Annotated in this window: 21 protein-coding genes and 2 tRNA genes; 7 read left to right on the top strand and 16 right to left on the bottom strand. The window is 48.8% G+C overall.

Translation table 11 applies throughout. The features are described 5' to 3' along the window. Nucleotides 1-990 precede the first annotated feature (990 nt). Both truA and P2H89_RS35105 read right to left on the bottom strand, forming a co-directional pair. Nucleotides 991-1743, bottom strand: a complete 753-nt coding sequence (gene truA / locus P2H89_RS35110) for a tRNA pseudouridine(38-40) synthase TruA (RefSeq protein ID WP_275836222.1) — start codon at nucleotides 1741-1743, stop codon at nucleotides 991-993. A 38-nt stretch (nucleotides 1744-1781) separates the two neighbouring features. Continuing rightward, the gene (locus P2H89_RS35105; RefSeq protein ID WP_275836220.1) at nucleotides 1782-3494 is read right to left on the bottom strand and encodes a DUF4476 domain-containing protein; all 1713 of its coding nucleotides are present in this window, start codon (nucleotides 3492-3494) and stop codon (nucleotides 1782-1784) included. A gap of 123 nt (nucleotides 3495-3617) precedes the next feature. On the opposite strand from P2H89_RS35105, the gene P2H89_RS35100 reads away from it, so the two are divergent. Together P2H89_RS35100 and P2H89_RS35095 are read left to right on the top strand one after the other, a co-directional pair. Further along, a complete protein-coding gene (locus tag P2H89_RS35100) occupies nucleotides 3618-6122 on the top strand; it encodes a M1 family metallopeptidase (RefSeq protein ID WP_275836218.1) in 2505 nt (834 codons plus the stop codon). A gap of 334 nt (nucleotides 6123-6456) precedes the next feature. Continuing rightward, nucleotides 6457-7143: a hypothetical protein gene (locus tag P2H89_RS35095; RefSeq protein WP_275836216.1), complete on the top strand. Its 687-nt coding sequence runs from the start codon at nucleotides 6457-6459 to the stop codon at nucleotides 7141-7143. Between the two features lie 13 nt (nucleotides 7144-7156). Here P2H89_RS35095 and P2H89_RS35090 read toward each other — a convergent pair whose 3' ends face one another. From P2H89_RS35090 to P2H89_RS35070, 5 genes are read right to left on the bottom strand one after another with little or no spacing between them, the layout of a single operon-like run. Then, a complete protein-coding gene (locus P2H89_RS35090) occupies nucleotides 7157-7504 on the bottom strand; it encodes a hypothetical protein (protein ID WP_275836214.1) in 348 nt (115 codons plus the stop codon). A 21-nt stretch (nucleotides 7505-7525) separates the two neighbouring features. Beyond that, a complete protein-coding gene (locus P2H89_RS35085) occupies nucleotides 7526-8410 on the bottom strand; it encodes a TPM domain-containing protein (protein WP_275836212.1) in 885 nt (294 codons plus the stop codon). Between the two features lie 21 nt (nucleotides 8411-8431). Next, nucleotides 8432-9238: a TPM domain-containing protein gene (locus tag P2H89_RS35080; protein ID WP_275836210.1), complete on the bottom strand. Its 807-nt coding sequence runs from the start codon at nucleotides 9236-9238 to the stop codon at nucleotides 8432-8434. A gap of 21 nt (nucleotides 9239-9259) precedes the next feature. Then, the gene (locus tag P2H89_RS35075) at nucleotides 9260-9721 is read right to left on the bottom strand and encodes a TPM domain-containing protein (RefSeq protein WP_275836208.1); all 462 of its coding nucleotides are present in this window, start codon (nucleotides 9719-9721) and stop codon (nucleotides 9260-9262) included. 18 nt (nucleotides 9722-9739) lie between these two features. Further along, on the bottom strand, nucleotides 9740-10330 hold the full coding sequence (locus P2H89_RS35070) for a LemA family protein (RefSeq protein WP_275836206.1): 591 nt from the start codon (nucleotides 10328-10330) through the stop codon (nucleotides 9740-9742). A 151-nt stretch (nucleotides 10331-10481) separates the two neighbouring features. Here P2H89_RS35070 and P2H89_RS35065 point away from each other — a divergent pair, with 151 nt between their 5' ends. Then, on the top strand, nucleotides 10482-11567 hold the full coding sequence (locus tag P2H89_RS35065; RefSeq protein ID WP_275836204.1) for a PQQ-dependent sugar dehydrogenase: 1086 nt from the start codon (nucleotides 10482-10484) through the stop codon (nucleotides 11565-11567). Here P2H89_RS35065 and P2H89_RS35060 read toward each other — a convergent pair. The 3 genes from P2H89_RS35060 to gap all read right to left on the bottom strand — a co-directional run bounded on the left by P2H89_RS35060 (nucleotide 11554) and on the right by gap (nucleotide 16349). Beyond that, on the bottom strand, nucleotides 11554-13767 hold the full coding sequence (locus tag P2H89_RS35060; RefSeq protein WP_275836202.1) for a tetratricopeptide repeat protein: 2214 nt from the start codon (nucleotides 13765-13767) through the stop codon (nucleotides 11554-11556). The genes P2H89_RS35065 and P2H89_RS35060 overlap by 14 nt on opposite strands. A gap of 250 nt (nucleotides 13768-14017) precedes the next feature. Then, nucleotides 14018-15214 carry a phosphoglycerate kinase gene (locus P2H89_RS35055; RefSeq protein ID WP_275836200.1) on the bottom strand — a complete coding sequence of 399 codons (1197 nt, stop codon included), beginning with the start codon at nucleotides 15212-15214 and terminating at the stop codon, nucleotides 14018-14020. A gap of 121 nt (nucleotides 15215-15335) precedes the next feature. Then, nucleotides 15336-16349, bottom strand: a complete 1014-nt coding sequence (gene gap / locus P2H89_RS35050; protein WP_275836198.1) for a type I glyceraldehyde-3-phosphate dehydrogenase — start codon at nucleotides 16347-16349, stop codon at nucleotides 15336-15338. A 350-nt stretch (nucleotides 16350-16699) separates the two neighbouring features. On the opposite strand from gap, the gene P2H89_RS35045 reads away from it, so the two are divergent. Both P2H89_RS35045 and P2H89_RS35040 read left to right on the top strand, forming a co-directional pair. Continuing rightward, a tRNA-Glu gene (locus tag P2H89_RS35045) sits at nucleotides 16700-16771 on the top strand. A gap of 301 nt (nucleotides 16772-17072) precedes the next feature. Then, a tRNA-Glu gene (locus P2H89_RS35040) sits at nucleotides 17073-17144 on the top strand. A gap of 116 nt (nucleotides 17145-17260) precedes the next feature. Here P2H89_RS35040 and P2H89_RS35035 read toward each other — a convergent pair. The 4 genes from P2H89_RS35035 to P2H89_RS35020 all read right to left on the bottom strand — a co-directional run bounded on the left by P2H89_RS35035 (nucleotide 17261) and on the right by P2H89_RS35020 (nucleotide 21443). Further along, nucleotides 17261-18337, bottom strand: coding sequence for a serine hydrolase (locus P2H89_RS35035; protein WP_275836196.1), 1077 nt, complete (start codon nucleotides 18335-18337; stop codon nucleotides 17261-17263). Nucleotides 18338-18628: 291 nt separating this feature from the next. Then, the gene (locus P2H89_RS35030; RefSeq protein ID WP_275836194.1) at nucleotides 18629-19450 is read right to left on the bottom strand and encodes a sugar phosphate isomerase/epimerase; all 822 of its coding nucleotides are present in this window, start codon (nucleotides 19448-19450) and stop codon (nucleotides 18629-18631) included. Nucleotides 19451-19527: 77 nt separating this feature from the next. Next, on the bottom strand, nucleotides 19528-20607 hold the full coding sequence (locus P2H89_RS35025) for a cellulase family glycosylhydrolase (RefSeq protein WP_275836192.1): 1080 nt from the start codon (nucleotides 20605-20607) through the stop codon (nucleotides 19528-19530). Between the two features lie 23 nt (nucleotides 20608-20630). Beyond that, a complete protein-coding gene (locus tag P2H89_RS35020) occupies nucleotides 20631-21443 on the bottom strand; it encodes a phytanoyl-CoA dioxygenase family protein (protein WP_275836190.1) in 813 nt (270 codons plus the stop codon). Between the two features lie 130 nt (nucleotides 21444-21573). On the opposite strand from P2H89_RS35020, the gene P2H89_RS35015 reads away from it, so the two are divergent. Beyond that, nucleotides 21574-22431, top strand: a complete 858-nt coding sequence (locus tag P2H89_RS35015) for an AraC family transcriptional regulator (protein ID WP_275836188.1) — start codon at nucleotides 21574-21576, stop codon at nucleotides 22429-22431. Between the two features lie 194 nt (nucleotides 22432-22625). Next, nucleotides 22626-23624 carry an alpha/beta hydrolase gene (locus P2H89_RS35010; protein ID WP_275836186.1) on the top strand — a complete coding sequence of 333 codons (999 nt, stop codon included), beginning with the start codon at nucleotides 22626-22628 and terminating at the stop codon, nucleotides 23622-23624. 182 nt (nucleotides 23625-23806) lie between these two features. Here the strand turns inward: P2H89_RS35010 and P2H89_RS35005 are convergent, their stop codons facing one another. Both P2H89_RS35005 and P2H89_RS35000 read right to left on the bottom strand, forming a co-directional pair. Next, the gene (locus tag P2H89_RS35005) at nucleotides 23807-24670 is read right to left on the bottom strand and encodes a helix-turn-helix domain-containing protein (protein WP_275836183.1); all 864 of its coding nucleotides are present in this window, start codon (nucleotides 24668-24670) and stop codon (nucleotides 23807-23809) included. A 5-nt stretch (nucleotides 24671-24675) separates the two neighbouring features. Next, a complete protein-coding gene (locus P2H89_RS35000) occupies nucleotides 24676-25629 on the bottom strand; it encodes a hypothetical protein (RefSeq protein ID WP_275836181.1) in 954 nt (317 codons plus the stop codon). Between the last annotated feature and the right edge of the window lie 97 nt (nucleotides 25630-25726).

The raw sequence follows: 25726 nt of genomic DNA, 5'->3' as shown, positions 1-25726 counted from the left end.
GTTTTGACCACTAGCTAATCTTCTCTTGGAAAATTAACGTTGTGTTCTTAATTATATTAACGCTTCAGAATCTACCATAAGTTTACTTATGTGCTATTGCTTTCCAAACTTTCAAAGATCTTTATCAGTTACTTTAAGGCCTCTCAGCCCTTCTTCGCTGACCCCGTTTCGTTGGGGTTGCAAAGGTAAGTGATTTTTATTACCAACAAACTTTTTCGATGCTTTTCTTGCAAGTTTTTCTCTTCATTTTCAATCTCTCATCAACCCTTTCAACTTGCTTATCGACTTGCGTCTTTCGAAGAACTGTTTCGCTATTTTTAGGAGCGGGCTGCAAAGATAAGAGGCTTCATTTTTACCACCAAATTTTTTCTCACTTTTTTCTTTCCTTTCTATCTTGCAACTCTTTAGTAATCAAAGAACTAAGTGATACATTTCGCCTGGTGTTACACTCGCATTTTACTGCTTTTTCCGTACCTCTATTTTTCCAAAGCGGGCCGCAAAGATAGGGGAGATGTAGAGCTCATTCCAAATCTTTTTGAACGAAGTTTCTTGTGTTGTTTTGAAATCCGCTCCCATGGCCCATTTGGTGGCGGAACTTTTTTTCTCATTGCATTGACAATGAGGTCAAATTTGGCTGAAAATGCGCTTTTCCGGGTATGCTGCGAAGGGGTAAAAGTAATGCAATGGTGGGGCGGGTACCCGTTATAAGTGATGTATGCGTGCCGGGTATAGTTGAAATGGGCGTACCAGATGAGGTATAAAAAGCCGACTTAGTTCAAAAAGATTGCAAACCTACCTGATGATGGTTGAGGAACCTGCAGGTATGACAATAGGTTGTTCCGTGCCCCTCGATGGGTGGCGTGTGGAATAGGATTACTGTGGTACGGATTGGGATGGATAAAAAAGGAACCTGGATTTTGGGTGCCGCAACCGCCAGGAGGGGCACACACAATAATAACGAATGTGCTGTTCTTTAAGTGCTTAACAGTATTACTTTTTTGTAAAATACCCATCGGGATATTGCACCTTGCACAAGAAGAGTCCATGACCGGGCACAGAGAAATCGGCCTCGGTACAGTCTTTGGCCTCAATCACGGCACGAAAGCCTTCGAGAGAGAGTTTGCCACGACCTACCTGGAGCATGGTGCCCACCAACCCGCGGACCATTCCCCTCAAAAACCTGTTTCCTTTAACACGGTATACAGTAAGGCCTCCCTCCCGCTCGACCCATTCGCTGTATTGGATAGTGCAGTTCTTGGTGCGCACCTGAGAATTACGTTTGGAGAAGCTGGTAAAGTCGATATAGGTCAGGATCATTTGTGCTGCTTCCTGCATGGCTGGCAGGTTGAGTGTGTAGGGGAAATAATAGGCCCTATCGGCCAGGAAGGGTGCTTTGTGCTGGTAGATAAAGTATTCATATTCACGGGCGATGGCATCGAACCGGCTGTGGGCCTGAGGCTCTACTGCTGTCAATGCGTTGATGGCTATGTCTGCCGGCAACATCGCGTTTAGGTTGTAGACGACTTTCTGTGGCAGTTCTTTATCTATATCAAAATGAAAGTAGTTCTGGAGGGCATGCACCCCGGTATCGGTGCGTGATGAACCGGTAAGTACGATGTGTTGACGGCAATAGGTGGCCAGCACTTTTTCCACTTCCTGCTGTATGGTGAGGGCATTGTCCTGTATCTGGAATCCTGCGTAGTGTGTGCCTTTGTAACTTACCTCGAGAAAATACCGGTTCATGGGGCGAATGTAAGGCATAATGGCGTGCGCACAGCGGCTTACATCCGGACCAGTGCCTTGAATCGGGCTATATAGAGATCTTCGGTAAACAGATCGATCAGGCTGCGGAAACTCCCACTATCAGATACATAGGGATAAGCCGCATCGAAGAACTGGAATTTAGCCTCATCGCTCGGAAACAGTTCGGAAAGGCCTCTTATATAGCGGGTTACGAAGCATTTTGTTTTAAAGATCTTTTTGGCAGCCCCTATCCTTTCTTCTGTATTGGCTGCACTGAGCATTTTCACCCTCAGCTTATCGACATCGCTCTCATTGGCGAAGTTTACGCAATCGGAATTCATCAATAGCAGGGTTTTCCTTGCTTCGGCCTGGGATTTGGCGATACTGTCCTTCTTTACAGTTTCCGCGGCTGTTTTGGCGTCGGCCACTTCAGCAGTAACCGGTGGCGCCGTTTTGTTTTCGGTGGATGATCTTTCGGGCAGCGTTTCGCTGGCAGCCGTCTTAGCCGCTGCCTGCACTTTTGTTGCCGAATCTGCCGCAGTGACTGTGGAAGGCTTTGCTACAGCCTGGGGCGACTGTGTTTTGGCCGTAGGCTCCGTTCCGGTACCGGTAGGGTTTTGCTGACTGTCGACTGCAAGTTTTTCAGCTGTTTTTTCCGTTGCTTTATCGGTTGGTTTGTCGGCTGCCGCTGCCGATGTTGCAGCGGCTACTGCTTTTTGTACAGTTGTATCGGGAGCTGGTAAGCTACCGGCGGTGGTCGTTTCTTTTGCGATCTCCTTTGTCGTTTCTTTCGTGCTGTCTTTGGCTGCGACCGTTGCTGTGGCTGTTTTTGCCTGATCGGTGGCGACGGTATCGGGATCGATGGTGGCCGTTTTTAGAGAATCCACCCGAGCCGGGGCTGCAATTACTTCCTGGGGTGTGGCTTTTCCTGCATTCTTATCAAATTCAATTGTCAGGGATATGGTATCTATTCCTGCGGAAGTACTATCATAATATATAAACCCCTTTCCCTTATCGTTCCACCATTCCTGTACCTGCAGCACAACGGAACGCTGAGGCGCCGGATGATTTGCTGCAAGGCTGCTATCAATCTTCTTTTCTATCGAATCTTTGGCTGGTATTGCCGCAGCTACCGATACAGGTGCGGGCTGTACGCTATCCCTGACGGGCGATTCCGTCACTGTGGTCAATGATCCGCCGGTGACTGGTGCTGCTTCTTTTGTCTGCGTTGCTGCTGTGGGGAGTTCGGTCTTTACCGATACGGCCGCTGGTTGTACCGGAGGGTCTGTTTTGGCAAGTGTTTTATAAAGTACGGCCGAGTCGTTCACCAATCCAGACATGAGTATTGCAAAGGCGCCGGTCTTTCGCTCACCGAGGCCTGGGAGGCTCAACTTTGCCGCTTCGCCCTGCCGGGGTTTCAGCTGCTCGTGGGTTTGAGCGTTCACCAGTTGCCATCCATCCCCATCTGTGTGGCGGAGCTGATAATCGAGGTCCTTATTATTAAAGGAGATCACATACAACTGCTCGGAATACTGCTTTTTGGGAAACCCGAGATACAGTTGGTAGGTGGTATCTTTCAATTGCGGGATAACAAGGTGTCCGATGGACGATGAGCTGTATATTCTATCGTTCAAACGGGCATAAAAAGGCTGTTGATTGTCGGCCATGACAAAAATGTAATAATCCGACTGGGCCTGCGCTATCGAGCAGACCGTAGTTAACAAGCCTATAACAAAAGCAATACGCTTCATGAAGAAATGGTTACTTATTAAGACAAAACTACTTATTTGATGGTTGTCAACAGCCACTTATACCATTTTTTGCGGATATTGAGGGGGATCGACTATATCTTTACGGCACTTAAATTTCATTTCATGAAGAAGCTATTATTTGGATTGCTTAGTTTTCTAACCGTTCAAAACCTCTGGGCCCAGCCCCACGAAGCCGAGCAGGATACTACCTGGAAAAAACTGTACCGGGAAAGTGCTCCTATGATCAATGACCTGGTGCATACCAAGATAGATGCCCGTTTTGATTATGCCAATTCTTACCTGAATGGCAAGGCTTGGATAACGCTGAAACCTCACTTTTATGCGACCGATTCGCTGGCTTTAGATGCCAAAGGTATGGAGATCAAAAAGGTAACGATTGTTAAAGGCGCTACTACGAGCCCGCTGAAATATGATTACAATGGCTGGGTCTTAAACATACAACTCGACAAGAGCTATAAGGGTGGTGAGAAATACACCGTATATATTGAATACACATCCAAACCCAATGAATTGAAGGTTCAAGGTAGTGCTGCCATTACCGACGCAAAGGGCCTATATTTCGTGAACCCCAAGGGTGAAGAAAAGGACAAACCCACACAGATCTGGACGCAGGGTGAAACCGAAGCCACTTCTGTATGGGTACCTACCATCGACAAACCCAACCAGAAGACTACCCAGGAAACTATTATGACGGTGCCTGACAAATATGTTACCCTCTCGAATGGTAAACTGGTTTCTTCCAAAAAGAACGCTGATGGTACCCGTACCGATAGCTGGAATATGGATCTTCCCCATGCCCCTTACCTGTTCTTCATGGGTGTTGGTGAATATGCCGTGATCAAGGACAGCTACAAAGGCAAGGAAGTTAGTTATTATGTAGAGAAGGAATATGGTCCTGTTGCCAAGCGCATTTTTGGTCATACCCCTGAAATGATGGCTTTCTTCTCCAAAATTACCGGTGTTGATTACCCCTGGGCCAAGTATGCGCAGATCGTTGGCCGTGACTATGTGAGCGGTGCGATGGAAAACACGACAGCTACTTTGCACCAGGAAAGCGCCCAACAGGATGCCCGTGAACTGGTAGATGGTAATGGCTGGGAAAGCACCATTGCCCACGAACTGTTTCACCACTGGTTTGGTGATTATGTTACTTCTGAAAGCTGGAGCAACCTGACCCTGAACGAGTCTTTCGCCAATTACAGCGAGACTTTGTGGGACGAATACAAGTATGGTAAAGACGCCGGCGACGCGCAGAACTATACCGACATGAACGGTTACCTGCAGAGCGGCAGCGATAAGAAAGACCTGGTTCGTTTTTACTATACCGATAAGGAAGCTATGTTCGACGCGGTTAGCTACAATAAGGGTGGCCGGATCTTACACATGCTGCGCAACTTTGTTGGCGACAGTGCTTTTTTCAAGGCTATCAACCTGTACCTGACCAGCAATAAATTCAAAGCTGCTGAAGCGCATCACCTGCGCCTGGCTTTTGAAGAAGTGACCGGTAAGGACCTGAACTGGTTCTGGAACCAGTGGTATTATGGCAGCGGCCATCCCAAACTGGCGATCGACTATGTTTATGACGAAGAAGGCAAGAAAGTTTCTGTGATCGTTAAGCAAACGCAGGCTGGTGACAAGACCTTCAAGCTGCCGATCGCTATCGACATCTACAATGGCGCCAACAAAGTTCGTCACCAGGTATGGATCGATGCAAAGGTTGACACTTTCACTTTCAGCTATAGCAGCAAACCCGATCTCGTGAACGTTGATGGCGACAAGACCCTGCTGGCTGAAAAGAAAGACAATAAGAGCCTGAGCAACTATGTACATCAGTATAAATATGCCGGTTTGTATATGGACCGTCGTGAAGCGCTGGATTTTGCCGGTCAGAACCAAACCGATCCACGTGCTATTGCCTTGCTGAAAGATGGCTTGCAAGACAAATATTACGGCTTGCGTGGTTTTGCACTCAACAAAATTAACATGAAGAACCAGGGCAATAAGAAAGAATTCGAACCGCTGATCGCTGCGATGGCGAAGAATGATCCCAGGCCGGTTGTACGCGCTACGGCTCTCATGACCCTGGGCAATTATGAAGGCACTACTTATAAAGACCTGTTTGTAAAGAACGTTAGCGACTCTTCTTATACTGTTGCCGGTATGGCGCTGGAAGCGCTGGCTAAAGTGGACAGCGTTGCCGCTTTCAATGAAGCCAAACGCCTCTCGGGCCAACCTTCCAAGGGCGCCCTGGTAGCTGCAGTTATGAAGACCATGATCAAAGGTGGTGATGAAGCCAGTTTCCCCCAGATCGCCAAATCGATCGGTGATATGCCTTTATCGCAAGCGAAGTTCAACATGCTGCCTTCTTTCAGTGATTACCTGGCTAAGGTTAACAGCACCGAGAGCGTGAAGAAAGGGGTAGATATTTTGGTAGACTTCCGCGAGCAGACGAAGCAATTCGGCCTCGAGCCGGTGATCAACGGCTGGCTGAAAGGTATCGTGACGAAGAAAGAAGCTGCCAAGGCTATTGCTACTGATAAAACAGCGCTGCAAGCCCAGATCGACTATATCAAGACAAAGCTGGGTGATGAGAAAGCAGGTTTCTAATAAGACTTTTAAATAGGGCGCGGCCCTATTCTAAAAACGGCTCACCGGAAGGTGGGCCGTTTTTATTTCCAGGAGTATGTTGTGCGAAGGAGGATGGTGTACAGGCGGGGGCTGTTGGATACATGGTACCCCTGTGAGGGTCCTGCCGGGGTGGACTGAGATAGGGGCCCGGCTGGGGTCCAAGTCTCGATAAGGTCTCGGTAAGGTCTCGACAAGGTCTCGAAAAGGTCTCGATAAGGGTTGAATCTAAATGAGGAGAAAGATCGTATATAAGATCAGGAGCCAGTCTCCTGTTTTTCTTTATCCTATTCATAACCAATTCAATCTGAACGCTATGGCAAAGCCCAGATCTTCGATCTTCAGGTTCCAGGGAACTATTGAAGATGTTACCCACGTGAAGAGTAAACGTTACGGTGACCACACCCGCGCCCGGAAAAATTCCAAAACACCTTTTGTGATGACGGAAGCTTTGGCGGAGAGTAAGGCCCGACTGCAGGAATGCAATGGATATGCGCGGCCCGTTTTCCAGGCTATGCGTGCTTACGGCTACCATGGCGGCCTGTGGTCGGACCTGGTGAGCAGGTTATTCGCCGAACTGAAGGCCGGGCGACCGATGAGCTTTCGATGCTGGAAAGATCTTGACTGTAATTTACCCCATAAACTTGGCGATCTATTTAAATGGGGATACGATTTTTCTGCAACGCGAGGGCAAAACGAACTTCGTGTACAGATACTGTTGAAGAAGCACCCCTTTTATGAGGATCACCTGCTGCGCACAGGTTACCAGGTGCGGGTGGTGTGCTTATTCCTGGCGGAGGGAGATGCTACTGTTCATAAGCAGGTGGCCATGGGTCCGCTCACCACCTACGACGGTTCGCTGGAGCCAGTTGAGTTATCGATCCCCTTGTCAGCTACCTGCGCTACCTATCTGGTGATGCTTGGTATTACGCCGCATACCAGAAACCATGGCCCCACGCGGATCATGAGTGACACCGGCATAAAAGTGGTGGCTGTGGGTTGATGATTGGGTTTACTTAATCGCTGCTTGAACTTCCGCTGTCGCTGCTGCTACTGTCGGAACTGCTACTGCCGCTATCATAACTGCTGCTGTCGCTGCTACCGCTATCATAGCTGCTGTCGTAGTTGTTGCTGTTGCCGCTGTCGTAATTACTATCGGACGAGGAGGAGAAATCGGATGTTGCATGGGCTGCTGCTACCGTATTGGTGACGTCGTCGCTGGAGGAAGGCCACCAAGTGTCGCCCGTGGTAGGTTGTACTCCTGTGTTGCCAGAAGCTGACGAGTTACCCGGCTTTTTAAAAGAGTTGATTATGACAATCACCAAGGCTATCCCGATAAAAAACCAAAAGACTACTAAACCCATATGCTTTGTTGTTTAAGTCGATTACCAACTGCCTGTGGCGCCGCCGCCACTGCTGCTTCCGCCGCCAAAACTGCCCGATGAACTACTGGATGATGACGAAGAAGACCGTGAACTGAAATGGGAATGCGATCCCCAATTGCTGTTGTGTCGCCTGTAACCATTACCTGAATATTCATCGAGATCGTCACCATTGTACCGCTTGTACAAATTGTATATCACCACAGCCACAAAGAAAAAACCCACTGTTATAAACGGCGTTGCAGGGAAATTCAATCCTTCGCTGACTGTTTGTGTGCCGTACAGGTCAGGATGTGCTCCTGGTTCGGGCTCTACGGCCGGCGATCCGGTCGATGCATCGTTCACCGGCACTCCATTAACCGATGCGTCATTCTCTCCGGATAACCTTTGTTGTAATGCTTTGATGGCTGCCTTCAACCCCGCATAATACTCCTGCTTTTTGAAATGCGGGGCGATCTCATCGGTGATTACCTGCTTGCAGAAGTCGTTGGTGAGTAACTGCTCCAGCCCCCGGCCTACCTCTATGCGTACAGCACGTTCAGCCGGCACGATGAACAGTAGCACGCCATTGTTCTTTACTTTGTCGCCGATGCCCCAGGTGTTGAAATACTTCAGCGATAATTCTTCTATCGTATAACGCTTTTTCGTGCGGGAGTCTGTCAACGATTCGACAGTAATGACAACGATACAGTTGGTAGAAGACTTCCAATAACTGAACAGTTCGTTGGATAGGTTTTGCCGTTCTTCTTCGCTGAGCAGCGAGGCATAATCGTTAACGACCCGCGCCGGTTTGGGCGCGGGTCGTATAAATGGATCTGTTGATTGCGCGTAGTTCGCGTTGAAACAACCGAACAGACATGCAATAATGAGTAATGAAAAGGTTCGCATGGTTTAGGGGTTTGGTCTGATTTACCAACTTCCGCTGGCTCCGCCGCCGCCGCCACTGCCGCCACCAAAGCCGCCAAAGCCACCGCCTCCGCCGCCTGACCAGCCACCACCTCCGCCACCACCGCGGCCACCGCCGCCGAGGAGACTTCCGATCAGGAATGGTGTGATGACATCTCCATATCCTCTGCGGCTCATGTATCCACCGCCTCCACCACCGCCGCCACGGCCTCTGCCTGCGAATATGGCGATGATGATGATCAATACGATGAAGCCTACGATATTACCCAGGGTGCCGCTGCCGCGGGACTTTCGTTTATTGTAACCTTCGGGGGATTTGTATTCGCCCCTGGCGGCTTGTATGATGGATTGTGTGGCTTTGTCGAGCCCTTCATAATAATCGCCCGAACGGAATGCGGGTGCTATATCATTCCGGATGATCTGGTTGGCCGTGATATCGGGTATCGCACCTTCCAATCCGTAGCCGGTTTCAATCCTTATCTGCCTGTCGGCGATTGCAGCGAGTATTACAACTCCGTTGTTCGTCTTTGCATTGCCGACTCCCCAATTGCGGAGTATTGCCAGGGCCGTTTCTTCGATGGGACGTCCGTCGAGGGTTTGTACCAATACGACGGCGATCTGCGTTGAAGTGCTGTCATCATATGCTACGAGTTTCCGCTCCAATTGCTGTTCGCTTTCGGGGCTCAACACGTTGGCATAATCATGTACCAGCTTTTTCTCAGCAGGCCTGTTCCTGATGATATCATTGATATTCTGCGCATGGGCTACCACCGATAGTAATACCAATAGTATGGCAACGACTCTTTTCATTTGATAATTCCTCTTCAGTGATTAATGTCCGAATATGATATCATCCGGCAACTCGTTCTTATCCGTATCCCGGTTGAACGGGAAATGATACTGCAGGGCTACTCCTACATCACGCACCACCTGTACTATGGCATCAGCATAATGGTTCTGTGCAAAGTGCTTTTTCATTGCCTGCACTTCTTTGTTCCAGAATTCATTGCCTACTTTTTCATGGATTGCCTGGTCTGCAAATACGGCGAACTGGTGATCACGAATTGCGACATACACCAATACAGCATTGCGGTCTTTTGTATAATCCATTTTCAGGAGCCAGAATAGTTCGGCAGCCCTATCGATCGGGTCGACGAAGCGACAGCGGCTTTCTATATAAACCCTCACTTCTCCACTGGTGGTGAGTTCTGCCGACTGTATAGCTGCTACGACCTGCTTCTTTTCTTCTTCGGAGAAGAATTCGCTTTTTCTGCTAAATGGAAAAAGTGCCATGTATTATGTTAGGCTGTTTTAGAATTTAACTTCGGGTGCTCTTTCGGAACCTGGATCGGCCTTGAAGCCATCACGTACCCTGAATCCGAACATACCTGCAAAGAGGTTGTTGGGGAATTTACGGATGGTAGAGTTGTATCCCTGCACCGCTGTGTTAAAGTCATTACGAGACACTTTGATGCGGTTCTCGGTTCCTTCCAGTTGCTTTTGGAGGTCCTGGAAGTTTTGGTTCGCCTTCAGTTCAGGATATTTTTCTACGGTTACGAGCAAACGGCTGAGTGCGCCGCTCAATTCGCCCTGTGCCTGTTGGAATTGTGCTACTTTTTCGGGTGTGAGATCGCCTGCATTGATATTTACGGCTGTTGCCTTAGCCCTTGCTTCAATCACTTTGGTGAGTGTTTCCTGTTCGAAATTGGCTGCACCTTTCACGGTGTTGACCAGGTTGGGGATCAGATCGGCCCGGCGCTGGTAATCACTTTGTACGTTGGACCATTTTGCTTTCACATCCTCATCGAGGCCTACCATGCTATTGTATCCACTGCAACCACATCCACCCAGGATGAGGATGACTGCTACAACAATAATCAGAACGAGATTACGCGACTTCATTGTGTTTAAGATTTGATTACGTATTAAAATTAGCCCTTTTTCGACAGTGGCCCTATTATTTTTGTTGTGAAATTCAACGGTTTAGGTGACCCCAACGCTCGTAGGCATAATTTTCGTACTTAGTTAGTAGAACATTGCCAAAAATTATTACATGAGATCACTCCTTTTTTCCCTTTGCATTTTGTCGGTGCTTTCCGGCTGCAAAAAAAACGATAAGAAATCCGACTCTACGCCTGTTGGTATCAGTGACAAGGTGTTGACGGAAAGCCTTTCGCAACCCTGGGAGATCGTATGGGGTCCCGACAATTTTATCTGGATGACGGAACGCGGCGGCCGGGTGAGCCGGGTGAACCCCGAATCGGGCGCCGTGAGCCCATTGCTGACCATCAGCGATGTGCGTGCCCAGGGTGAAGGCGGTTTGCTGGGGCTGGCGTTGCATCCTTCTTTCGGTTCTACTCCCCAGGTGTTTGTTGCCTATAATTACCAGGCGGGGGCTGCCTATCGCGAGAAGATCGTTCGATTTACTTATAGTGGCAATACACTTACCGACCCCGTTACCCTGTTGGACAACCTGGCAGCCTCAGGTAATCACAATGGCTGCCGGCTGTTGATCGTTGGCGATAAATTGTTCATTACTACCGGCGACGCCTCAGAGCAAGACCTCTCTCAAAATTCAGGGTCTTTGAACGGCAAGGTGCTGCGTATAAACCTGGACGGCAGTATCCCCGGCGACAACCCTATAGGTGGCAGTGCGATCTGGAGTATTGGCCACCGCAATGCGCAAGGCCTGGTGTTTGCCCATAACCGGTTGTTCAGTTCGGAGCATGGTCCGGATTCGGACGACGAGATCAATATCATCGAAAAGGGACGAAATTATGGCTGGCCTACTGTGAAAGGTGTGTGTGAGGGCGGTGAACAAAGTTTTTGCAGTGCGAATAATGTTAAAGAGCCCATCAAAATATGGACGCCTACAATCGCTCCGAGCGGTATGGAATATTACGAGCATGACCTGCTGCCTCAATGGAAGCATTCACTGCTGGTGGCTACATTAAAACATAGCCGGCTGCTGCAATTGAAACTTAATGGGTCGCACGACGGCATTGCGGAAACCAACGAATTCTTTGCCAACAAGTATGGCAGGCTGCGCGACCTATGTATTGCTCCCGATGGCCGGGTCTTCTTCTGCACCGGTAATGGCAGCAATGACAAGATCATTGTAGTTACTAAAGCTCCGTAGGCTCGAATTGCAGTTTTACAGATGTTCCCTGTTGTATGGCTGATTGTATTTGCAGGGTGGCCCCCATGGAGCGGGCCCGCTCGTGCATGCTTTTCAATCCATTGGAAGAGGTGATCAAGGTAGTGTCAAATCCCTTTCCATTGTCACTGATCATCAATTGCAGATTGTTGTTGACACTAACCAGCCTGATGGTTACGCTGGTGGCCTGTGCATACTTGGCGGCGTTGTTGACAGCTTCTTTAAATACCAGAAAGAAATCGCGCCGCTGTTCCATTGGCAGGGTTTGATGCAATATTTCTTTATCGACGTCGAAGACTACGTCGATGTTTTTGCTCTCGAGGGTATGGCTCACATATTCGCGCATGCGTACCACCATATTGCCCAGCTTATCGTTATCGGGCTTGATGGCCCAAACGATATCGCTCATGGCCTGCTGTATCTGCTCCGATTGCTCAGTTATGTTTTCCAGTATGGCGGATGTTTTATTAACATCCCGTTTGAGGTTATTTTGAGAAACCCTCGATAATATGTTGATGCTGGTGAGGGTGGAGCCGATATCATCGTGCAGGTCGCGGGCAATGTCGTTGCGCATTTTCTCCAGTTCCTTTTGTTGCTGCAGTTTTCTTTTGAGCTGGTAGCGATTGAATATAACCGCAACCAATGCCAGTAGTAGTATGGTACCGATTATCCACGCATTGCGTAACTGGGCCTGTGCGCGTTTTTCGTTTTCGGCCAATTGAAGTTTTTGCTCCTTCGCCTGGTTGAGCAGCATTTGTTTTTCGAGTGCCTCCTGCTGCTGTTTCAGCTTTAGTTCCTGCAGTTGCCTGGACTGTACAAGCAAATCTATCTCATTCTGCTTTCGCTGCGCCTCCTGCTCATTACCTGCTATGATGGCTTTCTGTTTTTCGAGCTCCAGCTGCTTAATCTTTTGCTGGGCGTTCAAGTCGGCTATGGAACGATCTTTCTTTTCTGTTTCGTATTGCGTTTGCAGTTCGGCGATATTGGTTTGGGTTGCCTCGTTGATGAGACTGTCCTTGTAGAGATAATACTTCCTAATCTCGTCATAGGCGTTCCGGTAATCGCCCTGATTCTTATGGTAAGCAGCTTTGCTGCCGTAGTAATCGCGCCAGAGTGTTTTGTTGTTGAGTTGCTGCGAGTGTTCGTACGACTCCTGCAGGTAGGCCATTGCCGCGGTGGTATCTTTGAGATCGCCGCAAAGCAGGGCGGCCCATCTTGTTTTGTGTGCGAGGCCAAGGTTATCGCCGAGTTCGCGGCAGATGGCTATTGATTTTTTTATGTATTCCAGTGCCTCGGCTTTTCTTTTCTGCATATTCATGAGCACCGACATGTTATCGTATCCATCGATCATTTTTGCTTTGATGCCTGTTTTCGTTGCATACTTAGTAGCGATCTCCTGGTACTTAATAGAAGAGTCGATCGATGCTGCCCGGTAGAACAAGGAGAGATTGCCATAGGAAGTGGCGAGGCCGGCGATATCACCAATTTTTTCGCGCATGGTGATGGCCTGTTTGGTATAACGCATGGCTTCTTCCTTGTTACCGAGGGAGTGATATACAGAGGCCATGTTGCTGGTGGCGGTGGCGAGACCGGGGAGATCGTCCAGCTGCTCGTAAACCCGCATGGATTTCAGCAGCCACTTGGCTTGCTGCTCCAGCTCGCCCTGGATGCCAAACATGTAACCCATATCGTTGTACACCAAGCCGGTATAACTAGACAAGTGTTTCTCAAAGTAGAGTGACAGTGCTTTTAGGTAGAGTTTTTCGGCCTGGGGGTGCTGGTCCTGGTACATCATGCTTTGGCCTTGCTGGTAGGTGGCCAGGGCGAGCATGAAGCTATCCTTTAGTTGTGTAGCGATCCGGGTAGCCTCTTCTATGTAGCTGTTGACTTTTGCGGTGCTTGATTGCTGTACCAGTATGTCGGCCTCTTTGAGTTTGGCAAAGCCTTCGCCCCGAAGCATTTTATGCTGCCTGCTGAGGCGCAATGCCTGTTGTGCATACCGCATGGCGGTGTCGAGGGAGCCTGTTACGGCTTCTTCGTCGGCCCGCTGGAGTAGCTGGTAGATATGTGCCGAGTCGGCCTTGGTATAGGTTTGTGCTATGGCTGCTGTGCCGGCGCTTATGAAAACGCACAGGAGCAGCATCGTTTTTCGGATGAAGGCTGTTGAAGGGTAGTTTGTCATTTGTCAAATACTCCCCAAAAATTACGAAAAAGATCGGGGTTTGGGTGGGAGGAATTTTGGGGAAGGTGGTGGGGTGGGCGACGAGGTAAGGTGTTGCGGCCATGGGTAAGGGTGCGGGCAACCGGGTGTAAGGTGGTCCGGCGGTGATAAGGAGACGTGGCGACCTTGGGGGTAATGTGTTGCAGTGGAGGGCAAAAAAAAGCCGGCACTGATGGTTCAGTGCCGGCTCAAGTATTTATAAATGACCGTCTTAGCCTTTGATGGCTGCGATTCCGGGAAGGGTTTTTCCTTCGAAGTATTCGAGCATGGCTCCTCCACCGGTAGACACATAGCTTACCTTATCGGCAAAGCCAAACTGGTTTACTGCGGCTACTGAGTCGCCCCCACCTACCAGTGAGAAGGCGCCTGATTGCGTAGCTGCTACCACGGCTTCGGCTACGGTCTTCGTACCATGCTGGAATTTCTCCATTTCAAATACACCCATGGGACCATTCCACAGGATGGTTTTAGAGTGTTTGATCACATTGGAGAACTGGTCGCAGGCCATAACGCCGATATCGAGTCCCATCCAGCCATCGGGAATGGCGTTGCTGGGAGATGCTGCAGTTTCGGCATTGGCATCGAACTTATCGGCGATGGTAGAGTCGGAAGGCAGGTGGATGCGTACACCCTTTGCTTCTGCTTTCTTAAGCAATTCGCTGGCTGTGCCGAGACGATCTTCTTCGCAAAGCGATTTACCGATCTTTCCTCCCTGCGCCTTCATGAAGGTGTAGGCCATGCCGCCGCCGATGATGATGTCGGTTGCTTTTTCGAGCAGGTTCTCGATGATGAGGATCTTGTCGGATACCTTAGCGCCGCCGATGATAGCGGTGAATGGTGTCTTGGATTCGTGCAGTACTTTTTCGGCACTGGCCACTTCATTTTCCATCAACAGCCCAAACATGCGTTTGTCTTTGGGGAAGTATTCTGCGATCACAGCGGTAGAAGCGTGTGCGCGGTGTGCGGTGCCGAAGGCATCGTTCACATATACATCGCCCAGCTTGGACAGCTTTTCTGCAAATGCCTTATCACCTTTTTCTTCTTCTTTGTAGAAGCGAAGGTTTTCGAGCAACAGCACTTCACCTGGTTTCAGCATGCCGGCTGTTACATAGGCCTGCTCGCCGATGCAATCGTTGGCAAACAGTACCGTAGTACCACCCAGCAATTCGCTGATGTGTTTGATGAGGTGCTTGAGTGAATATTTATCAGTGGGGCCATCTTTGGGGCGCCCCAGGTGGCTCATGAGGATCACGCTGCCGCCATCGTTCAATATTTTCTTAATGGTGGGGACGGCTGCTTTGATGCGCGTATCGTCGGTGATGTTGTATTTATCGTCGAGCGGCACGTTGAAATCAACGCGGATGAGGGCTTTCTCTCCTTTGAAGTTGTGTTGGCTAAATGTAGACATATGGTGATTTTAAAAAGTAACCGCAAAGTAGTAAGGCATTGTATAGTGCCGGCCGGTAGCGGCGGCGCCGTGAATGCTTAGCTTTCTTTGCGGTTATGGGTATAGAAATCTATACTAAATCTTATTTGCTGATGAGGCCGGCAAAGTATTTCACCGTGCGCACCAGTTGGCTTACGTAGCTCATTTCGTTATCGTACCAGGCTACTACACGTACCAGTTGAGAATCTCCTACTGTTTGTACGCGTGTTTGTGTAGCATCGAACAATGAACCGAATGAAGAACCGATGATGTCGGTGCTTACGATCTCGTCTTCTGTATAACCAAAGCTTTCGTTAGAAGCAGCTTTCATAGCAGCATTTAACTCAGCTACGCTGGTCTTTTTGCCAATAACGGCGGTAAGCTCGGTGAGTGAACCGGTGATGGTTGGAACGCGTTGTGCGGATCCATCGAGTTTACCTTTCAGACCGGGCAGTACCAGACCGATCGCTTTGGCAGCGCCGGTGCTGTTGGGCACGATGTTCTGAGCGGCGGCACGTGCACGGCGGAGATCACCTTTTGCGTGTGGCGCGTCTTGTGTGTTCTGGTCGTTGGTGTAAGCGTGGATGGTTGTCATAAGACCATTCACGATTCCGAATTGCTTGTCCAGTGTATCGGCCATTGGCGCGAGACAGTTGGTGGTACAGGATGCGCAGCTGATGATGGTTTCGCTGCCATCGAGGGTATTGTGGTTAACGTTGAACACGATGGTCTTGAGGTCGCCGGTAGCGGGTGCAGAGATCACTACTCTCTTAGCACCTGCTGTAAGGTGAGAAGCGGCTTTGTCTTTATCGGTAAAGAAGCCTGTGCACTCGAGTACTACGTCTACTCCGTGGTCTTTCCAGGGAATTTCGGCAGGGTTCTTCTGGGCGTAGATCTTTACTTCGTCGCCGTTTACTATAATAGAGTTGTCAGATGATTTTACATCGGCATCAAAACGACCTTGTGCGCTGTCGTATTTGAGGAGGTGCGCCAACACTTTGGGGCTCGTGAGGTCATTGATTGCTACTACATCGATACCGTCCATTTTGTAAATCTGGCGATAAACCAAACGGCCGATACGACCGAACCCGTTGATGGCCACTTTAACTGTGCTCATTGTCAATTTTTTATTTAATGGTTTACAAATGCGGCGTGAAGTTACAATATTGGATACAGAATACACTACAGAGTTTGTAGAAAATAGGCACGCCGGGAAGATTATGGTTGTGTTATCAGCTGCGGCCAGCAACCGGTTTGAGCGGTTTCTTCAAATCGACTCAATAACTACATCTTTCTACTCTAAAAGGTTCAGGGCCCTCCTGCCGGGGACGCGATTTATTCCAGCGAATTGATTCTGAATCGCTCCGAAAATCGTCAAAAAAAATAGCGAAGTTTCTGATATTTATTTGGTTGGAAATTGCAGCCCCCCTACCTTTGCACTCCCAATCGAACTTTTAGACATCAGCAGCCGCGTTCGTCTAAGGGTTAGGACACCACCCTTTCACGGTGGTGATACGGGTTCGAATCCCGTACGCGGTACAAACGTCCGAATTGGGAAAAGATTAAAGGGCTACTCACCAGAGTGGCCCTTCTTTTTGTGCCCAGGCGAGCGGGTTCTTTGAATGGCCAAAACCAACAGGAACCAAATCAAATTGCCGGGGTTCCTGCACTGGTATTTGCTAACCTGAACAGGAAGAAGTTTTTGCACAATAGCCCGGGGGTGAGTCCAGTATAAAAGCACCAAAAAGTGCCCCCTTTACAAACGAAGTGCGAATGAATTTGGAAGCTAATGTTCCCTGCCCTACATTTGCACCCCCAATCGAACTTTTAGACATCAGCAGCCGCGTTCGTCTAAGGGTTAGGACACCACCCTTTCACGGTGGTGATACGGGTTCGAATCCCGTACGCGGTACAAACGTCCGAATTGGGAAAAGATTGAAGGGCTACTCCAACCGGGTAGCCCTTTTTCTTTGAAGCTATTGTAGTTATGAATGTGCGCCGGGTGAAGTTTGTGTGTACATAAGTAGTTTATTTTTTAGCTTTTTGGGCAGCCACCAATTTGTCAATAATTTTTAAGTAAAGGTCCGTTGGTACCTGTCGCTCGTATTCATACTTTGTTTTATGAGCTATCACAAGATCAAGTTTTGGGAGAACAGTAATAAACTGTCCAAATGCTCCACTGGCAGTATAAGCGCCTTCATATACATCATTATCAAAGGGCGCATCCCAAACCCACCACAGATAACCATACCCAAAATGAAAATAAGCAGTCTTGTTTTGCTCAGCCTCTTTATAGGTAGTAACAGGTACAGTAGTAGTTGTTACCCAGTTTGCCGGCAGCACCTGCTGGTTCTTCCACTTGCCTTTCCTAAGCATGAGATAGCCTAACCTTGCCATATCACGGGTCGAGAACCACATGTGATAAGCACGATATTTCGACTTTGTGGTATCGCCAGTTTTTCGTTGTGCGTCCATTCTCCAGTCTTGCATATGCAAAGGCTTAGCCAGCATTGAATCAATAAGTTCATAAATACTTTTCCCAGTCTGCTGCTCAAGAATATAACCTGCTATATTAAAGTCCCAATTATTATACAGCCAGAAACTGCCAGGTTGCACGCTGCCTCTTTTGGGAGCCATAGCAGAAGCATCACCTTCATTGCTTGCCGGATGATAAACACCTGAACGGGCGTTGAGTAAATCTTTTATGGTAGCCTTCGTTTCAACAGGCAGTAACCCACCCACATCATTAAGCCTCAGTTGTTCAATAGTGGTATTCAGCTTTATCTTCCCATTCTCCACAAAAGGTCCATATAACATGGAAAGAACGCTTTTTCTACAGGATGCCAGATAGCTAAGTTCCTGTACATCTCCATAGTCAACCAATATTTTACCACTTTGAACTACCATAAACCCTGTTGTATGAGCACTGTCAATAATAAATTGCCGGAGCTGTTTAAGCAAAGTGTTATCCCATCCGTAATCGCCGGGATTGATAATTCGATCCCAGGTAATATCAGGATATACTTCAATTGAGTTATTGGGCGCAGGCGTTTGAGCAACAGAAAAAAATGGAAGTAGCAAAACCCATAATAGCAACTTCTGCATAATACTTATTGTAGATAAAAATTAACAATCGGTAACAGCTCAGTATATTTTCATCGTCGGCATCAATACTGTTATGTAAATAAAGATATGGGGTTACACAAAGATTTCACAACCGGCTACCAATCATATTTAACCGGTGATAATCATTATTATCTGCAAAGAAAACGATTACCCCAATTAAAGAAGCGTCACCCCTTGCGGAGGTATCACCGATAAAACGACCGAATTGGGAAAAGATTAAAGGGCTACTCCAACCGGGTAGCCCTTTTTCTTTATTGGCGTTGACGCTATTCATTTTCTATAACGCTCTCTCAACAAGTTCATCATAGATTCATTGATCCCCCACTGGTCGGCAATCGGCTCGCGGGTTCCCGGCATTTGCACCATGTAAGGGGCCGGACCGAACTCGGGTGTAATGGTGAGGGTTGGTGCCTTCAGTGCCCGTTTGCGCCTCACTACCGCATCCCACCACTGGAGGTGGTGCCAGAGTGCCTGCTCCCACTCGGGCTGGCGCGGATCGGTGACCTGCGACCCCTGCGTGTGCCCTACCCGCGCGTGGATATGTGCGGTTCGTTGTATGGCTGCATTCATGTTATCGGCCTGGTCTTCGAGAAAGCTTTCGGCCACATTGACCCAATGCGACGCATCGAGTGTGATCTTCAAGGATGGCATCGCATCGAGGTACTGCCGGGTTACGTGGCACGCAAAACTGAATTTATTCCTGTGCGTTTCATGGTATACCGGCACTCCTGTACGTTTGGTGAACTCATCGGCAATGCCAATGATCTCCGCGTTTTGCTGCTGCGTAAAAAAATCCTTTCCTGTTTGCGAATTGATAAATGCTGGCCGGATCGTTTCTACCAGCGAAAACCAATGTGCATATGTTTTGCGGTGCTGCTGGAAATTCGACTCGTAAGTATCCCAATGTTGCGGTATGAACATCAGCCCCTGGCTGGCGCATTCTTCAAATACGTCCTCTATCCAGACGCGGGAGGTGCCCGCCGGCAATCCGCATTCGATGCCATCATAACCCGCGCCTTTTACTTTTTGAATGAAACTGTTCCAACTCAAGGCTTCACTTCCCCACCTTGGACAAAGAAATCTGATCTGCATCGTGAAAGGGTTTCGGGTTTGTAGGGATCAGAGCCGGCGATTCAATTTCATTGTTTGTTTGAACCGACGCTCCGGATTTAACGACGTTCTTTGGACAATGTAATGTACCGCTTAACTGATGCTATCTCAGCTGTGTCGTAAGCAGTAAAATCGCCGCGGTAAAGATCATGCTGCCAGATGGCCGATACTGGATCGCCCGGCCGATGCCCCCAAGGGAGGTCAGTTTGGGTTTTGCCGTTTACCAGCCCCCATAACATGCACCCCACCCCCTCTTCATAAAAGACCGGCAAGTTGTTGCCCACGGTACTCGCCCAGGGGCGGTTCATCCATTCGGTACACATCACCGGCCGGTTGTGTTTTTTGAGTTCTCTGATCTGTTTGAGCAACGCATCCTTGTTCTCGTAGTTATGGAACGTAATGATATCCGATGCTGCAAAGATGATCTCATTCAACCGCGGGTTTCTGTCGAAGACGTCAATCGTTAATGGCTGTACCGGATCGATCGACCTGGCCCAAGCCACTACTTTTCTGAGCAAGGGAAATGTAGCTGATCCCAATCCACCATTGGTAGGTTCATTGTACAGATCCCAAAACAGTATACGGTTGTCGTTCTTAAATCGCCCGATCACTGCTTTTACGTATTTTTCGAGGCGCGGATAGGTGGTAGAATCCACTACCATGCTGTGGCCGGGACTTGGCGACCAGGCCCAGGCATACCAGCCTGGTAGTGGATCCGGTTGTTTCCCGGTTTTTGGGTCGTGTGTAATGCCGAATGCACAATCATCAAAAAGGGAGGGCACAAATTTGATATGGTGTTTATCACATAGCACAGTGAATGTTTCCAGGGTCTTCAAAAAGTATTTAGGATCGTCTTCATACACTGCGTACTGTAATACTGCCCGCAATACATTCATGCCAGACCGGGCAGCCAGGGCCAATTCTTTATCGATTGCAGTGGCATCAAAGCTGGTCTTATCCCACATGGCGGTATAATTGATGGCATAGGCCGGTATATAGTTGAAGCCACAATACCAGGGATTCTTTTTATACCAATCCCAGGCGCGTTGGGTGGTCCACCGCAAAGTTGAATCCTGTGCCGATAACTTACCGGAACTTATTGTGATCAGCAGCAAAAGGATGCAGAACTGTTTTTTCATACGGGTAGTTATTGAGTTTTTCATTACACCAGGGGATTTATGTTGCTGGCCGCTAATGCTCCCGGAGGAAGTCCTTCGAGCCAGCGGTTGCGGTCATTTTCCTGGTGCTGGTTAATGGGTTCGGTGATGGTGGCACCGTCGGCAAAATAGATGACGGTCATCACTTCGCGGGTGACGGCCGAGTTGTTGCCAGGCGCGGCATGGAGCGTCCACCCATAGTGCCAGGTGGCATCGCCGGCGTTCATCGTTGTTGCGCGTGTTATTTCGTAGCCCTTTTTCTGTATGTAATTGTTGAGTTCCGCTTCCGATTCGTCGGATATGGCTATATTTTTCACAGAACCTTCCTTATGCGATCCTGATGCAAAGGTGAGCATGCCCATCTCTTCTGTGATATCGATCATAGGCATCCACATGGTCACGGTATTGGTAGTGCTCAAGGGCCAGTAGTATTGATCCTGGTGCCAGGGTGTAAATCCACCTCCGGGCTCTTTGAACAATGCCTGATCGTGGTAGACGCGCACTTTCGGCACCCCGAGCAGATCGGCCGCTATCCTGGCAAACCTTTTCGCCAACGTGTATCTTCTTACTGCTTCATCAAATTCCCACAGGTTCATCACTTGCAGGAATGCTTTTCCGTAAGTGTCACGATCGGCCAGCTTCCGTGTTTCTGTATTGTATTTGTAAGCAGCCTCGTTGATCACCTGGCGGTATATAGCTACTTCTTCCGGGTTTAATACACCCTTTGTTAGTGTGTGTCCATTTTGCCTGAATGCGGTTACCTGTGCAGCGTTTATCAGCAGCTCCTCCTCCAGGGAGGGCAATATCTGTTGATCCATATGACATGTTTTAATGAATACAAACTAACCACTTTACTGCCTGTTGAAAAACGGCAATATTGCCTAAAATGTGGTAAATTTTGCCCGCATTACTTTTGTGACAATAATTTCAGCGCAAAAATCTCTATAAATGAAGCCTGCTTTTGAAGCTGTTAAGACCTCGGCCAACCATTCGTTCCTGGTGAGGAAGTTTACAGAGAAACATTTTTCTGCTCCTTACCATTATCACCCCGAGTATGAGCTGACGTTGATCGTTAAAGGGTCGGGGCGCCGTTATGTGGGTTCGCATATGCAGGATTATGATGCCGGCGACCTGGTGCTGCTGGGTGGTAACTTACCTCATTGCTGGAAAACAGGTGAGGGCGCCTCCGAAAACTCGGTTTCGATCGTCGTTCATTTTCGTGCGGCGTTTCTGGGAGAGCATTTCTTTGTGTTGCCGGAAATGAAGGATATCCAACTTTTACTCAACGCCTGCAACAATGGTCTGCATTTTAAGGGAGATACGTCGGCTGTCAGGAACAAGATGACCACTCTTTTGCAGGAAAAGAATAATTATAGCCGGCTTATTTTGCTGCTTGACCTGTTGTATCATCTTGCCACCGCCTCTAATTATACAGTCCTCCAAAAAAGAAGTGAATTCGATTCTCTCTCCCTATCCGAGCTGGAACGCATACACCAGGTAATTGCCTACATCGTCGATCATTTCCAGGACGATATCTCGTTAGACTCCGCAGCCGCTATCGCCAATATGACGGTACCTTCTTTCTGCAAATACTTCAAGCGTATTACCCGGAAGACTTTTGTAGAAGCTGTCAACGATTACCGGATCGACTTTGCCACGCGGGAACTGGTGCTTTCCGACAAATCGATCTCACAGATCTGCTTTGACAGCGGGTTTAAAGATGTTTCAAATTTTCACAGAACGTTCAAAGCCAAGATCGACTCCAGTCCGCTGCAGTATCGCCTTTCTTTCCGGAAAAAATTGTAACTACCCGCTAATGCATAATTAAGGCATGTGAATGCATGAGACCGCCATTGACAGCGGGTTTCCCGTGATCTACCTTCGATCCTACTCCTGCATGCTGCACGGCTTTTTACGTTGGGGATCGCCTTTCTTCCATAGCGTACAGCCTACCCGCCACATGCAGGTTTTCTTTTCACGATTCATTAAACCATTTAGTTATGCAAACACTCACAAAATCGCCGGCTTCTGCCGTACAGAACTGGCAAACCGATCCACACCTGGGTTCGGGCACCAAACAATTTCTCAAGGCTCTCAACAACGGAGGCGCTCCGGTAGAATCTCTTGGTCCGCTTGCTGCAAGAAAGGTTTTGGAAGATGCACAGGCCGCTGTGCCAGTCGATCTTTCGGGCATCGATGTTGCCCACAAAACCATTACTCATGATGGCTTTACCGTGGACCTCGACATTGTGAGACCCGCGGGCAATACTGACAAGCTGCCTGCATTTATGTTCATTCATGGCGGAGGATGGATCCTGGGCGATTTCCCAACACACCAGCGCCTGGTGCGTGACCTCGTTGTTGCATCGGGCTTTGCCGCTGTATTTGTTAACTATACCCGCACACCTGATGCTCAATATCCGCAGGCCGTGAACGAGATATTTGCGGCTACTCAATGGGTAGCAGCTCACGGAGAAGAGATCCAGGTAGATGGCAGCAATCTTGCTGTCGTGGGCAATAGCGTTGGGGGAAACATGACTGCCGTTACGGCCCTGAAAGCAAAAGCAGCGGGTGGTCCGCTCATTAAGTTGCAGGTGATGATGTGGCCTATTGTTGACGCTGACTTCGATACTGAATCGTACCGGTTATTTGGAGAAGATCGCTTCCTCACCACTTCCCTCATGAAATGGATGTATGATATGTACACGCTCTCTCCGGTGGAAAGGAAACATATCTATGCGTCTCCGCTGCGGGCAACCATTGAACAACTGAAGGGCTTGCCGCCTACGCTGATCCAGGTAGCTGAGAATGATATCTTGCGCGATGAGGGCGAGGCCTATGGCCGGAAACTCGATGAGGCTGGGGTTACCGTCACCACTATCCGTTACAATGGTGTAATTCACGACTTTGGAATGCTTAACGGGATGGCCCAATTGCCGGCAACCAAATCTTTGATCCGCCATGCAGCGGCTGAACTGAAACACTACCTCGGAAAGTAGCTATATGGATCAATGAGTAAGAGCAGGATCTCCTGCTCTTTTTTGTTTTATTCAGGTTGTATCAAGGATGTTGTGGCAGAGAATAAACAAAGCGGGAATTTAGCCGGGAGCTTTACTGTGGGCGCGGGATCAATTGATGAGGCATGCCTCCGGGCATGGAGTGGAGATAAGCGGGCTTTCTATCAGGCTGCACCTTTCAATTCTGTTTGCCGGTATTCTGAAAAACTGACCCCGCACATACTCTTGAAGAACTTGCTGAAATGAGAACTGTCGCTGAAGTTGAGGTAGTAGGCTATTTCTTTCACACTGTAACCGGAATACTTAGCCTTTCGTTTGGCTTCCTGGAATAACCGCTGCCTGATGTGGTAATTGGCAGGATATCCGGATGCGCGTTTTACCACGAGGTTCAGGTAGTTGGGGGTCACCTTCAGTTCGCGGGCATACTCCTCGACATTTTTCCTTGTCTTGAAATCCTTATCCAATAATCCAAAGTACCGTTTTACCAACGCATTCATCCTGGCCATGGCCGATCGGTCTTCTACTGCTGCGATCTGCCGCCGTATGTATAGCAGGAACAACTGAAGACACTTGCCCAATATCTCACTGCCGAGTTCCGCTTCTTTGGTGGATTCATTTTCCAGCAGGTTGATCAATGGCTGCAGCTGTTCTACCTGATCCCCTTTCAATGTTAATGCCGGTGATCTCGAAAAGTAGTTATGCAGGTACGATTCATCGGTGATATCATAATCAACATCGACCTGGTTTGCATAGGCCGTATTGAAACTTACGATATACCCCCGGGCTCCCGGTTCTATGTAGAGCTCGTGTTCGTCGCCGGGCAGCGCGGCATATAGTACATTGGCCGTCATCTGATACCTTTCATCATTTATGATATGCAATCCTGCACCCTGTTGAATCCAGATGAGTTCGAAGTCGACCTGGTGGTGCCGTGGCGGATATACGGCAACGCCGTCGCCCATTTCGGATCCGATCCTGTACACTTTTACAGGCAAACGTTTATTCGGAAAAGTGAAAGTAATATCCATCGTTATTAGTTTTGAGATTTCCAGGTGTTTATGTAATTAAGCAGTACCTGCCGATCGGGTGTGGCTTTGTACTCCCCTTTGGCGGCATAGAATACAATACCGAGCGCAATACACAACGCAATGTCGAAATGAAGTGATAACCCCATGGAATAGCCATTGATGTAATCATTTCTGGCATGACTTCCCTTCTCGATGTTTGCCGGAAGCACCCTGCGTGACAAGTTGAACTGTTGGTCTTTCGCATACAGTGACACGCCGTTGTTGGCGTATACCAGCAGCCTGTGAACTTTCAATGCATTGAACAGCGACCTGTATTTTTCTTCGTAGTCGAATGGCCATGAATCGCTCTTTGTTCGATGTATTCCATTGATGCCTTGCCATAACTTCATCATCTCTTCCTGTTCGAGTATAAATGTAGTGGCCCCGTATCTGCTATAGTCGCCCATGATATCGAGCATTTCATCGACCAGGAAAACCGGGGTAGCTGCTATGTTGCCGAGGTAAAACACGAACTCCAGGTCTTTCCGGTTGAGCGGCTTTATCACCTGCGTAAGCAGATCGTCCCAACTATCGGAGGCGCCCGTGAACACTGCCCAATCGGCAAAGGCGATCGTAGTGGTGTGCCCGAACAATGCCCGGAGGTGGCTGACGAGTGCCCTATCTCTAAAATATTGGCGGGGGGGACCACCTACCTGCAGAGCCGCTGCAGTTGCCTGCGCCAACAGGTTGCTTAGTTCTCCCGTATCATGGACGGTCAGGCTACGTATACCCATAAGCTGAAGAAAAGGCGGGAGCTTTCCCTCGTTGATCCTAAACTGGCCGGAAGGCTGATTGCCGGTCGCTCCACCGGTATACTCTTTTTCCTGCATGCTATCGAGGTAAACCTGTTGCATGTCACCACACTGCTCCAGGCTACCGGCCAGGCGATCGAGCACGCTTATCATATCTTTATTTTCCATCAATAGTGCATTTATTCAGTGATCAATTGGGTGTCACTCATTCGTTAGCTGAAAGGTGAAAGGCTCCCCCCGTGGGTATGGAGCAGCCTTTCATTCG

It is taken from the genome of Paraflavitalea sp. CAU 1676 (genome assembly GCF_029223285.1).
GTDB lineage: Bacteria > Bacteroidota > Bacteroidia > Chitinophagales > Chitinophagaceae > Paraflavitalea.
The sequence above is the reverse complement of the archived record's forward strand: the minus strand, read 5'-3'. Positions and strand labels throughout refer to the sequence as shown.

Coding starts and splice junctions, on each gene's coding strand:
- P2H89_RS35055 (WP_275836200.1), bottom strand. CDS start 15,214: ATGTCTACATTTAGCCAACACAACTTCAAAGGAGAGAAAGCCCTCATC.
- P2H89_RS35030 (WP_275836194.1), bottom strand. CDS start 19,450: ATGCAGATCAGATTTCTTTGTCCAAGGTGGGGAAGTGAAGCCTTGAGT.
- truA (WP_275836222.1), bottom strand. CDS start 1,743: ATGAACCGGTATTTTCTCGAGGTAAGTTACAAAGGCACACACTACGCA.
- P2H89_RS35080 (WP_275836210.1), bottom strand. CDS start 9,238: ATGAAAAGAGTCGTTGCCATACTATTGGTATTACTATCGGTGGTAGCC.
- P2H89_RS35005 (WP_275836183.1), bottom strand. CDS start 24,670: ATGGATATTACTTTCACTTTTCCGAATAAACGTTTGCCTGTAAAAGTG.
- P2H89_RS35010 (WP_275836186.1), top strand. CDS start 22,626: ATGCAAACACTCACAAAATCGCCGGCTTCTGCCGTACAGAACTGGCAA.
- P2H89_RS35090 (WP_275836214.1), bottom strand. CDS start 7,504: ATGGGTTTAGTAGTCTTTTGGTTTTTTATCGGGATAGCCTTGGTGATT.
- gap (WP_275836198.1), bottom strand. CDS start 16,349: ATGAGCACAGTTAAAGTGGCCATCAACGGGTTCGGTCGTATCGGCCGT.
- P2H89_RS35065 (WP_275836204.1), top strand. CDS start 10,482: ATGAGATCACTCCTTTTTTCCCTTTGCATTTTGTCGGTGCTTTCCGGC.
- P2H89_RS35000 (WP_275836181.1), bottom strand. CDS start 25,629: ATGGAAAATAAAGATATGATAAGCGTGCTCGATCGCCTGGCCGGTAGC.
- P2H89_RS35025 (WP_275836192.1), bottom strand. CDS start 20,607: ATGAAAAAACAGTTCTGCATCCTTTTGCTGCTGATCACAATAAGTTCC.
- P2H89_RS35105 (WP_275836220.1), bottom strand. CDS start 3,494: ATGAAGCGTATTGCTTTTGTTATAGGCTTGTTAACTACGGTCTGCTCG.
- P2H89_RS35060 (WP_275836202.1), bottom strand. CDS start 13,767: ATGACAAACTACCCTTCAACAGCCTTCATCCGAAAAACGATGCTGCTC.
- P2H89_RS35020 (WP_275836190.1), bottom strand. CDS start 21,443: ATGGATCAACAGATATTGCCCTCCCTGGAGGAGGAGCTGCTGATAAAC.
- P2H89_RS35015 (WP_275836188.1), top strand. CDS start 21,574: ATGAAGCCTGCTTTTGAAGCTGTTAAGACCTCGGCCAACCATTCGTTC.
- P2H89_RS35075 (WP_275836208.1), bottom strand. CDS start 9,721: ATGGCACTTTTTCCATTTAGCAGAAAAAGCGAATTCTTCTCCGAAGAA.
- P2H89_RS35085 (WP_275836212.1), bottom strand. CDS start 8,410: ATGCGAACCTTTTCATTACTCATTATTGCATGTCTGTTCGGTTGTTTC.
- P2H89_RS35035 (WP_275836196.1), bottom strand. CDS start 18,337: ATGCAGAAGTTGCTATTATGGGTTTTGCTACTTCCATTTTTTTCTGTT.
- P2H89_RS35095 (WP_275836216.1), top strand. CDS start 6,457: ATGGCAAAGCCCAGATCTTCGATCTTCAGGTTCCAGGGAACTATTGAA.
- P2H89_RS35070 (WP_275836206.1), bottom strand. CDS start 10,330: ATGAAGTCGCGTAATCTCGTTCTGATTATTGTTGTAGCAGTCATCCTC.
- P2H89_RS35100 (WP_275836218.1), top strand. CDS start 3,618: ATGAAGAAGCTATTATTTGGATTGCTTAGTTTTCTAACCGTTCAAAAC.